Here is a 13,338-nt window from a genome sequence, read left to right as displayed (position 1 = left end):
TAGCCTGGCGAGCCGGCCGCGCGCACCGTGCGCGCGTTGGCATCGACGCTCAGCCGGGCGCGCGGGCCTCCGGCAAGCAGCGGGGCCAGCGCGTCCTGAACCGCAGCGGCCGATAGCGTGCCGGTGTCGAAGGTGCGCGCCGCAGTGTCGTTGGCGCTGTCGACGAACAGCGTGCTGCCATCGAAGTACCAGCCAAGCCCGTTGGCGGTGCTCAACGCGGCGAGAAAATCGGCGGCGCTGTCGCCACGCACCTTGCCGCGAACCTTGCCCTTGACGGCGTCGGCGATGACCACCGCGATACCGAGGTTGCTGCCCATCTCCTGCAGCACGCCCCGTACATCCTGGTCGATGATGAGGTACGGATAGGGTTGCGCAGCCCAGGCCGGCGCAGCATCGGTTGTGGCCCAGGCGCTGGGCCCGGCCAGCATGCCCAGGATCACCAATACGCTGAGCAGCCCCGGCGTGCCGGGCGAGCGCTGGCTGGATCTGGCAATGATGTCTGGGCCGTGCTGGCTCATGCGCTGTGCGTTCCTGCCGATTGATTGAACGGGCCGAGTGTAGCCGCGCGCACTTTGCGTTTTTGTGACGGTCGGCAAACGCGCCACGCACTGCAAGCCTTGCACCCCATGCAAGTGCGTGTTGTCACCGGACTGTCATCTGGGTAGGGTTCACTCAGCCCTTTGTCAGCATTCAGGGGGAGGGGTGTAGTGGGTTTTTCAAGACCTGGAAAGTCTCTGCCGATCACGGTACTGGCGGCGGCCTGCGTGCTGTTGGGCGGCTGCGCCACGCAGGCACCGCCCAGCGATGACGGCGCGCGATTGATGCAACTGGCGGCCGAGGTCGATCGTCGCGGCGATCCTTCTTCGGCAGTGGCGCTCTATGAGCGTGCCGCCGTACTGTCCCAGGAGGCGCCCGAGGTCATGTTGCAGTTGGGTGAAGCGCGTTTGGCCAGCGGCGATCCTCAAGGCGCGGCGCGGGCTTTCCGTGGCGTGCTGGTCAACCAGAGCAAGGAGCCGCGGGCGCTGCTGGGCCTGGGCACCGCGTTGCTGCAGAGCGGCGAAGTCAGTCGCGCCAGTGACACCCTGGCGCAGGCAGCACCGCTGATCGGCACGGCCACTGCCTACAATCGCCTGGGTACTGCCGCGATGCTCGCGGGCCGGCAGGCGCAGGGCATCGCCGCGCTGCGCCAGGCCCATGAGCTGGCCCCGCAGAACCTGGATATCAGTACCAACCTGGCCTTGGCTCATGCGCTTGGCAGTCAGCCGAACGAGGCCGTCGAGCGCATGGCACAGGTGGTCCGCTCGCCACTGGCACGTCCCAGTCACCTGCGTCAGCAACTGCTGGTGCTGACTTTGGCCGGCCAGGAGCAGCGCATTGCTGCCGAACTGCCCGACCTGAGCGAAAGCGAGCGGATGGCGTTGATCGGCAAGGCACGGGCCATCAAGGTGCTGCAGGATCCGGCCGACCGCGCTCGCGCCCTCGGCATTCTCGCGCGCCAGGCTCGCTGAATCTCAGGGCGCCGGTGCGGCCAGACGTTCACGCTCCAACTCGCGCCTGCGCTCCAGATCGGCCGTTTCCCCAAGCAGGTACTGTTGCGCGGCGCGACCCACGGGCGCCGCCAGGGTCGGTCCCATGGCTTGCCCCTGGTGCAGGTCGCGGGTGTCTTGCACCATGCGCTGCAGGTTTACGGCATTGGCACAGCCCAGCGGCAAGCGCGCGCGGCCTGCGATGTTATCGGCACCCGTGCACGCTGCCGGCACGGTGCGCGCAGCGCCCGTCGACGGATCGTCGCGCAGCTGCAAGTAATCCACGGAGTCGTCCGCGGTGTCCAGTTCGGTGGCGCACCCGCCAAGCATCAGCAGGGACGCGACACAGGCCAATGTTCTGCAGCAGGCCATCCATCGACGATGAGCCCACGCAGGTTCACGCCCTACAGGTTCAGTCCACATAGAAGCCGAACTCCGTGTGGGCAGTGAGCGCAACGTTGCCTCCCGCCAGCCGCCAGGCCGGGTTGTCGCTGGCAGGGTCAAGCGGTGTGGCCAGGCTGCGATCGGCCACCGGCTCGACGATGTAGGGGGTGATCAGGATGACCAGTTCGGTTTCACTGCGCTGGAAGCGTTTGGACCTGAACAGATTGCCCAGCACCGGTACGTCGCCCAGCAGCGGCAGCTTGTCGATGTCCTGCGAACTGCTGCGCTGGAACAGCCCGGCGATGGCGAAGGTTTGCCCGCTGCCGACTTCGACCCGGGTGTCGGCCCGGCGGACCTGGAAGCTAGGGACGCTGAACCCGCTGATCTGTACCTGGCTGGTGGTCGACAGGCTGCTGACTTCCGGTCGGACCTGCAGGCCGATGCGTTTGTTGGGCAGCAAGGTCGGGGTGAACTGCAAGGAAACGCCGAACGACTTGTAGTCGATGCCGATCAACTGGTTGCCGACCGGGACGGGCACGGGAATCTCTCCACCGGCCAGGAAGCTGGCGGTCTGCCCGCTCAGCGCGGTGATGTTCGGCTCCGCGAGGATTTCCAGGAAGCCGTTGCTCTGCAAGGCGTCGAGCAGTACATCGACGCTGGCGCTGCTGGAGTTGAACCCGGCCGACAACAGGTTGGTAGCGCCGGCCACCGCCGAACTGGCCAGCGGGCCGCCAGTGATCAGGCCGAAGGAAAACGAGCCGCTGTTGATCAGGGCATTCCAGTTGACCCCGTAGCGCAGCAACTGCTCGCGGGAGACCTCGGCAAAGCGCACACGGATATTGACCTGGGGCGAGCCGTTGTAGGTCGCGGCGTTGATCGGCGGCACGCCCGCCGCTGCGCTGCTGACCAGCAAGGCGTTGAGTTCGATGGCGCTGTCGATGTCGGCCACCGCACCGTCGGCCAGCAAGCGCTTGCCCTGGCTGCGCACCTGCACCTGATTGTCCGGGTTGTGCTGCTGCAGCGCTGTGCCGATCGGCGGGCGGACGCTTACGCCCACGCTGCCCTGTGATGCTTGTTGGGCGTCTAGCGCAATCAGGTTGGTCTGGCCGTCTGTCTTGCCGAACACATAGGCTACGCCGGGCGAAACGATGCGAATGTCGGCGACCGCGTTGTCGGCGACGAACACCGATTCCACGGGCGCGGCAAAGCGCAGGATCCGCCCCTCACCCACGCTCAATTGCACCGTTTCACTGGGCGTCGGATCGAAGTTCATCCCCTGTGCCGGCCCGGCCAGCGCAAGCGCCAGCCATGCGCCGGCGCACGGCACTCGGCGCAGCAGACCACGCAGCCGGCGGGTGTGCATCGACAGCTGGTTCATGCCATGACTCCCGCATCGGGAGCAGCAAGCGCAGCCGCAGGGCTGCCGGGCAGGGCGATGGAGCGCAATGTATGCAAGGTGAATTCTCGGGTCAGGTCTTGATAGGACAGCACGGGGATTTCCAGGTCGTGGCGCACCAGCCACTGGCGCAGATAGCGGCGCAGATCGGCCGACACCATCAACACCACTTGAAAGTCGTCGTCCGTGCGGTTGAACGCTTGACGCAATTGCTCCAGCAGCGCCTGGCCGAGCGCGTCCGGCAGGCCGGCGCTGCGGCTTGCTTCGGTGCGCCGCAGCGCCTGGCGAATCGCGTCCTCGGCAGGTCGGGCGAGGACGAAGGCAGCGATGACCCGGTGCTCGTCGGCGTAGCGATGACAGATCTGGCGTGCCAGCGCGCCGCGGGCGTGTTCGCTCAGTACATGCAGTTCGAGATCGCGCGGGCCCCACTCCACCAAGGCCTCGAGCAGGCCACGCAGGTTGCGCAAGGCGATACCCTCGTCGAGCAGGCGGCGCAGGATGTCCGCCAGACGCTGGAGCGAAGTGTGCCGCAGGGCTTCGCGTACCAGCTCCGGATAGTCGGCTTCGATGCGGTCGAGCAGGCGGCGGGTTTCCTGGATGCCGATGAAGTCCGCAGCGTAGCGCGTCAACACGGTCTGCAGGTGCGCCCCCAGCGCCTGTTCCAGCCCATGAAAGCCGATGCCGGCCTGTTCCAGCGCCTCGCGGTGAACCTGGTCGACCCACAGCGTGTCACTGCGCCCCACCAAGGCCATGGCGGACTGCGGCTCCACGTCGAGTAACTGCACGTGCAGCGGATCGTCGCGCACCCACAGGTGGGCGGCAGGCAACGGACCGGCGCTGATCGGAATGCCTTCGAGCAGGACCGCGAACTGATCGGCGGCCATACCGGGATCGATCCGCGTTCCCACCTCGGGCAGCTCGATGCCCAGTTGCTGCATCACCGCCTGGCGCGCGTCCTCGGCATGCTCGCGCAGTTCGTCCGCAGTAAGGTGCAGGGCCAGGGTCTGGCCGACCTGCAGCATGATGCGCCGCTCGGGCTCCACCGGCTCCGGCAAGCGCTCCACCGAAGCGGTTGCACCGGCTGCACCTGACTGATCGATTGCCGTGGCGGGCACGCTCTGGGTCAGGGCATGGCGCGCCTGGCGCCGGTGCAAGGCCCAAGCGGCGGCACCCAGAATCGCCGAGATGAACACGAAGACCAACGCAGGGAAACCGGGAATGAACGCCACTGCCAGCAGGATAACGGCGGTCAGGGTCAACGCGCGTTGGTTAGAGCCCAGCTGGCCGATGATCTCGCTGCCCAGGTCCTGGTCGTCATCGCTGGCAACGCGGGTCACCACGATGCCGGCGGCGACCGCGATCAGCAGTGCCGGGATCTGCGCGATCAAACCATCGCCGACGGTCAACAGCGAATAGGTATGGCTGGCTTCGCTGAACGAAAGCCCGCGTTTGGCCATGCCGATGGCCATGCCGCCGAGCAGATTGACGAACAGGATCACCAGGCTGGCGATTGCGTCACCCTTGACGAACTTCATGGCCCCGTCCATGGCCCCGTACAGCTGACTCTCGCGCTCCAGCAGGGAGCGCCGCTGCTTGGCCTGCGCCGGCTCTATATCGCCGTTGCGCAGATCATTGTCGATGCTCATCTGCTTGCCGGGCATGGCGTCCAGGGTGAAGCGTGCGGCCACCTCGGCGACCCGCTCGGCGCCCTTGGTGATCACCAGAAACTGGGCCACGGTAATGATCAGGAACACCACCAGGCCGATCACCACCTCTCCGGCAATCACGAACTCGCCAAAGGCCGCGACGATCTCGCCGGCGTCGCCCTGCAACAGGATCAAGCGCGTTGTGGTGATCGACAGCGACAGGCGCAACAGGGTGCTGAGCAAGATGATCGGCGGCAAGGCGGAAAAATCCACCGAACGCGAAACGTAGAACGCCACTACCAGCACCAGCAGGCTGAAGGCGATGTTCACCGCAATCAGCGCGTCGACCATGATCGTCGGCAACGGAATGATCATCATCACCACGGCCAGCATCATGAAGGCGGCAATGACCACGTCACTGCGCTGCGATGCCAACAGCGCCAGGCGGTTGAGTGGGGCGAGGTTCATGGGTTCGAAGTCCTTGGCGGGGCAGGCCCCAGCAGGTGACGGGAAAAACACTCGCGTGCGCCGGCATGATCGCCGCTGACCCAAAGGGCGCGGCTGCGCAGCAGCGCATGGCACGGGTGCTCGCCTTCCAGGCCGATCAGGTAGTCGAGCGCATTGAGCGCCCGGCGTCCGTCACCCGATTGAGTGAACAAGGCGATCAGGCTGCGCAGGATATGGATGTCGTCCGGGCAGATGCGATAGGCCATCAACAGGTAGGTCAGGCCACGTCGCTCCTGGCCGCTGCGTGCATACGACTGCCCGCGGCTGTGCAGCCACTGGGCGCAGTCACGCGGCGACGGCGCCGCGGGGATCATGTCCATCTCGCCTGGCAGTTCGCGGTCAGCCGTCATGGTCAGCGCCGGCTTCCAGGTGAGCCTCGGTGTCGCGCTGCAGTTGCATCTCTTCGTGCAGCAACGCCAGCGCCACCGCTTCGGTTTCCGCATCAGCGCCCAAGTGCGGCACGATGACATCGATCAGGTGCTGGAGAATCTGCGCGGTGCGGTGCGGGCTGAATATCGTCGGGTCCTGAACCTGAACCTGAGTCAGCTGCTCGAGCCGTCCGCGCAGCGACTTGCCGATATCGGCACGCCGGTTGCGAATGGCTTTCTCGAAGGCCTCGCGGGTAGCCGTCGCGGCACTGGCGGCGGCTGGTTGCACCGGCTCGCTGCGCAGGCTGCCGGCCGTGGGCTCGGGCCCTTTGCGCGCCTCGACTTTCATGCCGCTGGCTCCCGCCTGGCCCGCAGATTCATAGGGTCAACTCGAATTCCTTGCCCTGGCGGGCAAGAATCAGCCGATCGTGTTCGATACGCTGCAGAACCCAGCCATCGGCCAGCGCCGCACCGGGGTAGAGGCGTTCGCCGCGCTCGCCTAGCACATAGGGTTGCGGGCCCAGCCAGACCGCCTGGAAATGCACCCGCGGCGGCACCAGCGGCGGTGCTGGCAGCACGTCGTTGCGCAGCACCGGCGCATTGCCCCAGGTCCGGTCATACCAACTCTGTACCTCGATCCAGCGGGTGCGCTGATCACTGTCGACCAGGCCACTGACCCGCAGCGTGTTGCCCTGGGTGTCGATGGATAACGGTTGCAGGCCGGCTTGATCCAGACGCTCGCGCAGCGCAGCCAGTGCCTGAGGCTGTGCGCTGGCGATTGCAGGCCGGGCTTCGGCAGTCGGCGCAGCGCCGTCGATGGCCAGCGCTGGGGCTGCTTCGGTCCATGGCCGCCACAGGTAGCCGACAACGATCAGCAGGCACGCCATGGCGAGCAGCGCCCAGCGAGCGGTTGCTGCCGAGCGCGGTGGTTCGCTGCCGGGTGGATGCGAGAGGCGCAGGGCGGTGTGGCCAACGCTCAGTTGCACCGGCAGGCTGCAGCGGTAGCCGTGTCCCTGGGCAACGCGCACCTCGCCAACCATGACATCGCCGCCGGTGGCCTCGATCGCCAGGAAGCGCCGGTGTACGTGCACGGTGAGATGGGTTGCATGGATCTGGGGGTCGCGCAGGACGATGTCGCAGTCTTCATGGGCGCCGATGCGACAGACACTGCTTTCGAGCGCAACGACCGCACCGGCATGGGGGCCGCTCAGCACGTTGAGCTCGGGAAGAAGGGGGTGGGCAGTCAGTGGCAGGGAGCGGTGTGCAGCAATCACAGGCATTCATCACTCGGCGTCGACAAGAACGGGCGGGTGGCGCAGCACGCCACCCGCCAGCGAATCAGTTCTGCGGACGCTGCTTGGCGGCGTCGAGCTCGGACTTCTTCTCGGTGGTGATCTCAGTCACCTTGGCCGATTTCTCGATGGCCGAGTCGAAGGCAGCGGTCATTTTCTCGATCGCTGCGTCGGCGCTGCTGGTGCTTGCTGCTGGGGTAGTGGTGCTCATGGTGTCTCTCCTTGTTGAGGGGATTAATGTCTGATTCGCTGCTACTGCACAGATGCAGACGGCATGTCACCACAGCCACCTTGAGGTGAGTCCCGGTGGCTGCAGGGGTACCCTACAGGCAAGGCGGTTAAGGAATTGTGTCAGCGGCGAAATGCGCAGCGCTCAGTTGTAGCCGCCATACGGTGGTTGTCGGATAATGACGCGCAGCCCCGCCAGCTTGGTCGGGGGATCGCCACTGAGGATTGTCTGATGGTAAAAGCGCGCCCGCGTCCGGCGGTAAATGGAGTCGCTTCGGCCGATCGGGTGCTCACGGTGCTTTCCGCGTTCGCCATCGGCGACACGGCGCTGAGTCTGGTCGAGTTGGTGAACCGTACCGGGCTGATCAAAAGCACCATCATGCGGCTGATGGTTTCGCTGGAAGACCATGGCTACATCACCCGCATGGCCGACGGACGCTATCAGCTCGCCAGCGAAGTCATGCGGCTGAACGCGGTGTATCAAGAGGCGCTGGACCTGGAGCGCCACGTGATGCCCCGGCTGCACCTGTTGGCTGAACAAACCGGCGAGACCGCCTCGTTCTACGTGCGCCACGGCGCCTACCGAATGTGCCAGTTCCGGGTGAACTCGGCGCATCGGCTCAGGCTCAACCTGCAGCCCGGCGACATGCGCCCGATGGACGAAGCGGCGGGAGCACAGGCATTGCGCGTGCCGGTACAGATCGGCACGTCGCTGGACAAACCCTATTTCTCCAAAGGCGCTACCGACCCACACGCCGCGTCGATTGCCTTGCCGGTGTATGGCGCGCAGCGCGAGCTGATGGGCGCGCTGGTGATCTCCGGACCTGCCAGCCGCCTGACCGAAGAAGCGGCTGAAAGCCACTGGGCGCTGCTGTTCGACACCGCGCGCGACCTCATGCGCAGCCTGGGTTTCAAGCCGGCGGACGAGCAGGCATCCAGCGCTGAGCCAACCGCCGTTCAATAGCGTTCCCCGCAGGGCCGCCCTTCATCGGCAGCGCCCGACGACGATCAATGGCCCAGCAGGTGGCGGTTGACCACGCAGCGTGGGTCCAGCTGCGCACCGTTCCAGACGGCCAGAATCTGCTGCAGCGCCACCAGGCCCACCCGGTCGCGTGCTTCGCTGGTGTTGGCGCCGACGTGGGGCGTGGCGACCAGCGTCGGCAGGTCCCATAGCGCGCTGTCCGCAGGCGGCGGCTCGGGGCTGAACGTGTCCAGCCCGGCACCGGCGATCTGCCCTTGTTTCAATGCCTCCACCAACGCCTGGGTATCCACCAGCTCGCCGCGCGCGGTGTTGATCAGCACGCTGCCCGGGCGCATGCGCCCCAGTTGCACCGCACCGATCAGGTGGTGGTTGCTGTCGGTAAGCGGGCAATGAAGGCTGATCACATCGCTGTCGGCCAACAGCTGGTCGAGGTTTTCTTCGCGCTCGACATGGGTCCGCTGCGGCAGCTCGCGCAGGTAGGGGTCGTAGACCTTGACGCGCATCCGTAGCGGCGCCACCAGGTCCATCAGGATGCTGCCGATAGCGCCCAGGCCGATCAGCCCCAGGGTTTTGCCGAACAATTCGATGCCGTTGGCCGATGACTTGTCCCAATGGCCGGCGCGCAGGCGTGCGTCCAGCCGGGCGGTCTGCCGCGCGACGCTGAACATCAGGGCAAATGCATGTTCGGCCACCGACTGCGCGTTGGCCCCTGCGGCAATGGTGACGGGAATGCCTCGCTCGGCGGCCGCCTGGATGTCGATGGTGTTATAGCCCACGCCGTGCTTGGCGATGATTTTCAGCGAGGGCGCAGCGTCGATCATTGCCCGAGTCAGTTGGCCCTGGCGGACGATGATTGCGTCGGGTTGTTCGCTCGCGATGGTCGCCAACAGCTCGGTCTCGGGCAGATAGGGCGTGGTGGCGATGATCCTGAGGCCCTCGGCGGCGGCCAGGCGCATGGCCTCGGGGGCAAGTTCGGGACCGGTCAGCAAGACGGTGTGGGGCATCGTGAATACCTTGTTTTTATGTGTGAGTGGTTCCAGCCGGGACGCGGTGTGCGACCAGGTCTCGACGGGCACTCGAATCTATCATAATGAAACGACGTTACGATAATTCTGAAAATAAAGTCTTGCTCCTCTGCAGGATAGATTGGATTGGGTGTTGATTTGGCATTTATGAAATGCAATTCTAAAAAACGCTACCTATCCATGACATCGAATAACACCAAGCAGAGGTATGTCACATGAGCATCGGTTTTCAGGTTGTGCAACGTTCACGCCGCGTGAGCCCGCAATGGGTCGAGCGCTTCCGTGAGCTTCCCGTGGCCAACGTCAGTGATTCGATGAATCGCATGACCGCCGCTGGCGCCCGCCTGCGGCCCATGCACCGTCAAGGCGTGCTGGCCGGACCGGCGCTGACGGTCAAGGCGCGGCCTGGCGATAACCTGATGCTGCACTACGCACTGGACATCGCCGAGCCGGGCGACGTGATCGTGGTCGACGCCGGTGGCGACCTGACCAATGCGCTGATCGGCGAAATGATGGTCGCCTACGCCATCAAGCGCGGCGTGGCGGGGATCGTCATCAATGGCGCCATTCGTGATGCCGCCAACATCGCCTCAGGCGACTTTCCACTATTCGCCGCCGGAGTGTCCCACCGCGGGCCGTACAAGGATGGCCCCGGTGAGGTCAACGTTCCGATCGCCATCGACGGCATGGTGGTGGAGCCCGGCGATCTGGTGATCGGCGATGAGGACGGCTTGCTGTGTGTGCCCTTCGAGCATGTCGAGCAGGTGTACGCGCGGGCGGCTGCCAAGTACGCCGCCGAGCACAAGCAGATGGAGCAGATCGCGCAGGGCAGCAATGACCGCACGTGGGTGATCGCGGCGCTCAAGGCCAAGGGTTGCGTGCTGCCGGGTCAGGCATGATGCATGCGTTCACCTGCGTGAAGCACTGGCTGTCCGCCAGTCATTAATCGCTTTTAAAATGGCGTTCTATTCTGCTAGATTCGAAACCCTGCCTACGTGCATCATCCGAAAAAGCTGACAGATACGCCCCGAACACGCTTGTTGCCTCACATAAAAACAACAGAGGAACACTTCATGAATCACTGCAAATCCGTTTTGTCCGCAACGCTCGTGGGTTTGGCCCTGAGCTCGTTCAGTGCTCACGCGGCCTGGCCGGAAGACCGTCCAATCGAATTTCTCGTGGCCTATGCGCCCGGTGGCAGCACCGACGTGATGGCGCGCACCATGCAGCCGTACCTGGAAAAACGTCTCGGGGCGAAAGTCGTCATCGTCAATCGGCCCGGTGCCGCTGGCGAAATCGCCTACACCGCATTGAGCAAGGCACGGCCCGATGGCTACACCTTCGCGTTCATCAACACCCCCGGTTTTCTCAGCACCCGAGTGCAGCGCAAGGTGGGCTATGCGGCCGACTCCATTCGCCCGGTGGCACGTATCGTCGACGACCCCACCGTGCTCGCCGTGCCCAACGATTCGCCCTACAAAACCCTCAACGATTTCATCCAGGCTGCCAAGGCTGCACCCGGCAAGCTGTCGGTAGGTACCTCCGGCGTGGGCACCGACGATCACCTGATGATGGTGCAACTGGACCAGCTCGCAGGCATCGAGCTGACCCACGTTCCCTTCGGTGGCGCATCGGAGTCCAGCACCGCCTTGATGGGCGGACACATCAGCGCGGCCGGCCAGAACATCAGCGAGCTGAGCGATGACACCAAGTACCGCGTGCTGGCGCAGTTTTCCGCCGAACGCATGCCCCAGGAACCCGACCTGCCCACGGCCAGGGAGCAGGGCGTCGACCTGGTGATGACCTCGGAACGCGGCATTGCCGCGCCTGCCAAAGTCCCGGTGGAGATCGCCGCGCGCATGTCCGTGGCCGTCAAGGAGGTGCTTGAGGATCCGGCCTTTCTCAAGCAGGCCAAGGACTTGTCGTTGCCGATCGCCTACCTGTCCGGTGAGGACTGGGCGGCCCAGATGCCTGCGCAGACGGAGCGTTTCCAGCAGCTCTGGAGCGCGTCGCCATGGGTGAAATGAGCTTGACCGCACGGGGCAACCGCCCCGATCTGCTGGCCAGCGCGATCTTCATCGGCCTCGGCGGGCTGGTGCTGTGGTCCACGCGCGACCTGCCGGCCGGCAGCGCTGCCATGATGGGGCCCGGGTTCATGCCGCTGATGATCGGCTCGCTGATCATCATCCTCGGCTTGGTCGTGGGGCTCATGGGATTGTTCAAACAGGTGGAGTCGATCGACCCGGTCAAGCTGCGACCGCTGTTGATCCTGCTGGCAGCGGTGGGCGGGTTCGCCCTGGCCGCCGAGCTGGCCGGGTTCGTCATCGCCGCGGCAGGGTTGATCATCTTCGGCAGCATGGCCGACAAAGCGTGGCGGGTCCGCGAGGTGCTCATCTCCAGTACCGTGCTGACCCTGTTCGGGCTGCTCGTATTCATCTACGGACTCGACGTCCAAATGCCGGTGGGGCCCTTCTGATGGACATGTTCGACGCGCTGTACCTGGGCTTTTCCGAAGCGTTGAGCCCGACCAACCTGGCGTTCTGCCTGATCGGTGCGCTGCTCGGTACCTTGATCGGCGTCCTGCCGGGCATCGGCCCGACGGCGACCGTGGCGATCCTGCTGCCGATCACCTACTTCCTGCCGCCGCTGGCCGCGCTGATCATGCTGGCAGGGATTTTCTACGGCGCTCAATACGGGGGATCGACCACAGCCATTCTGGTCAACTTGCCGGGTGAAGCCTCGGCGGTCGTCACGGCGCTGGACGGCCATGCCATGGCCAAGCAGGGAAGGGCTGGCGCGGCACTGGCCACCGCAGCGCTGGCGTCGTTCTTCGCCGGGACCGTGGCGACCGTGGCCCTGGCCGTTGCAGGGCCGCTGCTGTCGAAGTTCGCGCTGTCGTTCGGCCCTGCCGAATATGTAGCGTTGACCGTGTTCGGGTTATTGGCTGCGACCATCCTGGCCAGCGGCTCGGTGATCAAGGCCGTCGGCATGGTCTGCATCGGCCTGCTGCTGGGCATGATCGGCATCGACGTGAGCAGCGGTTCGACCCGGCTGACGTTCGGCAGCACCGACCTGTACGACGGTATCGATTTCGTGGTTATCGCGGTCGGCCTGTTCGGCATCGCCGAGATCGCAGTCAACCTGGAGTCCGGCGAGGCCAAGACCTCACTGGCCGGCAAGATCACGCGCCTGTGGCCCACCCGTGAGGATTTCCGCCGGGCCTGGCCGGCCACGTTGCGGGGCACGGCGCTGGGGACGTTTCTCGGTGTACTGCCGGGCGGCGGTGCAACGTTGAGCGCCTTCAGTGCCTATTCCCTGGAAAAGAAGATGTCGAAGACCCCGGAGAAGTTCGGCACAGGCCTGGTCGAAGGGGTGGCTGCACCGGAAGCCGCCAACAACGCCGGCGCGCAGTCTTCGTTCATTCCGCTGCTGACCCTGGGCATTCCGTCCAACTCGATCATGGCAATGATGCTCGGGGCCATGATGATCCACGGCATCACCCCCGGCCCGTCGGTCATCACCAACCAACCGGCGCTGTTCTGGGGGCTGATCGCGAGCATGTGGATCGGCAACGTCATGCTGTTGGTCATCAACCTGCCATTGATCGGCCTTTGGGTGCGTTTGCTGCGGGTACCGTACCGTCTGTTGTTTCCGGCCATCCTGCTGTTCTGCTGCGTCGGCGTGTACAGCGTGAACAACCGCGGTTTCGACGTGGCCCTGGTGATCATCTTCGGTCTGCTGGGGTATCTGTTTCGCAAGGCCAAGTGCGAGCCCGGGCCGCTGTTGCTCGGCTTCGTACTGGGGCCGTTGCTGGAGACCAACCTGCGCCGCGCGCTGTTGATCTCTCAGGGTGACCCTGTCGTGTTGATCGAGCGCCCCATCAGTGCCGTGCTCTTCGCCGCGTCGGCCATTCTGTTGGTGATGATGGTGCTGCCAGCGTTTCGCAAGAAGCGCGAAGAGGCCTTTCAGGACGAAGAGGTCTGA

Annotated in this window: 15 protein-coding genes; 6 read left to right on the top strand and 9 right to left on the bottom strand. The window is 65.1% G+C overall.

What is annotated here, in order from left to right; all coding sequences use genetic code 11:
* Positions 1-518: hypothetical protein (locus IFU31_RS03165; RefSeq protein ID WP_192102266.1), on the bottom strand; the 518-nt coding region annotated here is incomplete at its 3' end.
* Positions 519-707: 189 nt separating this feature from the next.
* Here IFU31_RS03165 and IFU31_RS03160 point away from each other — a divergent pair.
* On the top strand, positions 708-1,508 hold the full coding sequence (locus IFU31_RS03160; RefSeq protein ID WP_192102265.1) for a tetratricopeptide repeat protein: 801 nt from the start codon (positions 708-710) through the stop codon (positions 1,506-1,508).
* Positions 1,509-1,511: 3 nt separating this feature from the next.
* Here the strand turns inward: IFU31_RS03160 and IFU31_RS03155 are convergent, their stop codons facing one another.
* The 7 genes from IFU31_RS03155 to IFU31_RS03125 form a co-directional block, all read right to left on the bottom strand.
* Positions 1,512-1,811, bottom strand: a complete 300-nt coding sequence (locus IFU31_RS03155; RefSeq protein WP_192054282.1) for a hypothetical protein — start codon at positions 1,809-1,811, stop codon at positions 1,512-1,514.
* A 127-nt stretch (positions 1,812-1,938) separates the two neighbouring features.
* Positions 1,939-3,183 carry a type II and III secretion system protein family protein gene (locus IFU31_RS03150; RefSeq protein WP_192102295.1) on the bottom strand — a complete coding sequence of 415 codons (1,245 nt, stop codon included), beginning with the start codon at positions 3,181-3,183 and terminating at the stop codon, positions 1,939-1,941.
* A 101-nt stretch (positions 3,184-3,284) separates the two neighbouring features.
* On the bottom strand, positions 3,285-5,420 hold the full coding sequence (gene sctV, locus IFU31_RS03145; protein ID WP_192102264.1) for a type III secretion system export apparatus subunit SctV: 2,136 nt from the start codon (positions 5,418-5,420) through the stop codon (positions 3,285-3,287).
* Entirely contained in the window at positions 5,417-5,809 is a 393-nt protein-coding gene (locus IFU31_RS03140; RefSeq protein WP_244652060.1) for a tetratricopeptide repeat protein, read from the bottom strand. Before IFU31_RS03140 ends, sctV begins: the two co-directional genes overlap by 4 nt.
* Positions 5,799-6,176, bottom strand: a complete 378-nt coding sequence (locus IFU31_RS03135; protein ID WP_192102263.1) for a hypothetical protein — start codon at positions 6,174-6,176, stop codon at positions 5,799-5,801. Before IFU31_RS03135 ends, IFU31_RS03140 begins: the two co-directional genes overlap by 11 nt.
* A gap of 28 nt (positions 6,177-6,204) precedes the next feature.
* Complete coding sequence (locus tag IFU31_RS03130) at positions 6,205-7,107, bottom strand: SctD/MshK family protein (protein WP_192102262.1); 903 nt, start codon at positions 7,105-7,107, stop codon at positions 6,205-6,207.
* A 58-nt stretch (positions 7,108-7,165) separates the two neighbouring features.
* Entirely contained in the window at positions 7,166-7,330 is a 165-nt protein-coding gene (locus IFU31_RS03125) for a hypothetical protein (protein WP_167335519.1), read from the bottom strand.
* A gap of 249 nt (positions 7,331-7,579) precedes the next feature.
* Here IFU31_RS03125 and IFU31_RS03120 point away from each other — a divergent pair, with 249 nt between their 5' ends.
* Positions 7,580-8,311, top strand: a complete 732-nt coding sequence (locus tag IFU31_RS03120) for an IclR family transcriptional regulator (protein WP_192102261.1) — start codon at positions 7,580-7,582, stop codon at positions 8,309-8,311.
* Positions 8,312-8,355: 44 nt separating this feature from the next.
* On the opposite strand, the gene IFU31_RS03115 is transcribed toward IFU31_RS03120, so the two are convergent.
* Entirely contained in the window at positions 8,356-9,333 is a 978-nt protein-coding gene (locus IFU31_RS03115) for a hydroxyacid dehydrogenase (RefSeq protein ID WP_192102260.1), read from the bottom strand.
* Positions 9,334-9,569: 236 nt separating this feature from the next.
* Between IFU31_RS03115 and IFU31_RS03110 the strand changes: the two genes are divergently transcribed.
* From IFU31_RS03110 to IFU31_RS03095, 4 genes are all read left to right on the top strand, one after another.
* The gene (locus IFU31_RS03110; protein WP_185793632.1) at positions 9,570-10,253 is read left to right on the top strand and encodes an RraA family protein; all 684 of its coding nucleotides are present in this window, start codon (positions 9,570-9,572) and stop codon (positions 10,251-10,253) included.
* Between the two features lie 174 nt (positions 10,254-10,427).
* Positions 10,428-11,381, top strand: a complete 954-nt coding sequence (locus IFU31_RS03105) for a tripartite tricarboxylate transporter substrate binding protein (RefSeq protein WP_192047365.1) — start codon at positions 10,428-10,430, stop codon at positions 11,379-11,381.
* Positions 11,369-11,830, top strand: coding sequence for a tripartite tricarboxylate transporter TctB family protein (locus IFU31_RS03100; RefSeq protein ID WP_185793630.1), 462 nt, complete (start codon positions 11,369-11,371; stop codon positions 11,828-11,830). The genes IFU31_RS03105 and IFU31_RS03100 overlap by 13 nt, the downstream gene beginning before the upstream one ends.
* Positions 11,830-13,338 (top strand): tripartite tricarboxylate transporter permease, encoded by a 1,509-nt coding sequence (locus IFU31_RS03095; RefSeq protein WP_192102259.1) that lies wholly within the window; start codon positions 11,830-11,832, stop codon positions 13,336-13,338. The genes IFU31_RS03100 and IFU31_RS03095 overlap by 1 nt, the downstream gene beginning before the upstream one ends.

It is taken from the genome of Pseudomonas sp. CFBP 13602, assembly GCF_014842725.1.
Lineage (GTDB): Bacteria > Pseudomonadota > Gammaproteobacteria > Pseudomonadales > Pseudomonadaceae > Aquipseudomonas > Aquipseudomonas baltica.
This window is presented reverse-complemented; position numbering and strand designations above follow the sequence as displayed.

What these genes read in the sequence shown, in the direction of transcription:
- IFU31_RS03150 (WP_192102295.1), bottom strand. Translation starts at nt 3,183, where the DNA reads ATGAACTTCGATCCGACGCCCAGTGAAACGGTGCAATTGAGCGTGGGT.
- sctV (WP_192102264.1), bottom strand. Translation starts at nt 5,420, where the DNA reads ATGAACCTCGCCCCACTCAACCGCCTGGCGCTGTTGGCATCGCAGCGC.
- IFU31_RS03140 (WP_244652060.1), bottom strand. Translation starts at nt 5,809, where the DNA reads ATGACGGCTGACCGCGAACTGCCAGGCGAGATGGACATGATCCCCGCG.
- IFU31_RS03135 (WP_192102263.1), bottom strand. Translation starts at nt 6,176, where the DNA reads ATGAAAGTCGAGGCGCGCAAAGGGCCCGAGCCCACGGCCGGCAGCCTG.
- IFU31_RS03130 (WP_192102262.1), bottom strand. Translation starts at nt 7,107, where the DNA reads ATGCCTGTGATTGCTGCACACCGCTCCCTGCCACTGACTGCCCACCCC.
- IFU31_RS03125 (WP_167335519.1), bottom strand. Translation starts at nt 7,330, where the DNA reads ATGAGCACCACTACCCCAGCAGCAAGCACCAGCAGCGCCGACGCAGCG.
- IFU31_RS03120 (WP_192102261.1), top strand. Translation starts at nt 7,580, where the DNA reads ATGGTAAAAGCGCGCCCGCGTCCGGCGGTAAATGGAGTCGCTTCGGCC.
- IFU31_RS03115 (WP_192102260.1), bottom strand. Translation starts at nt 9,333, where the DNA reads ATGCCCCACACCGTCTTGCTGACCGGTCCCGAACTTGCCCCCGAGGCC.
- IFU31_RS03110 (WP_185793632.1), top strand. Translation starts at nt 9,570, where the DNA reads ATGAGCATCGGTTTTCAGGTTGTGCAACGTTCACGCCGCGTGAGCCCG.
- IFU31_RS03105 (WP_192047365.1), top strand. Translation starts at nt 10,428, where the DNA reads ATGAATCACTGCAAATCCGTTTTGTCCGCAACGCTCGTGGGTTTGGCC.
- IFU31_RS03100 (WP_185793630.1), top strand. Translation starts at nt 11,369, where the DNA reads ATGGGTGAAATGAGCTTGACCGCACGGGGCAACCGCCCCGATCTGCTG.
- IFU31_RS03095 (WP_192102259.1), top strand. Translation starts at nt 11,830, where the DNA reads ATGGACATGTTCGACGCGCTGTACCTGGGCTTTTCCGAAGCGTTGAGC.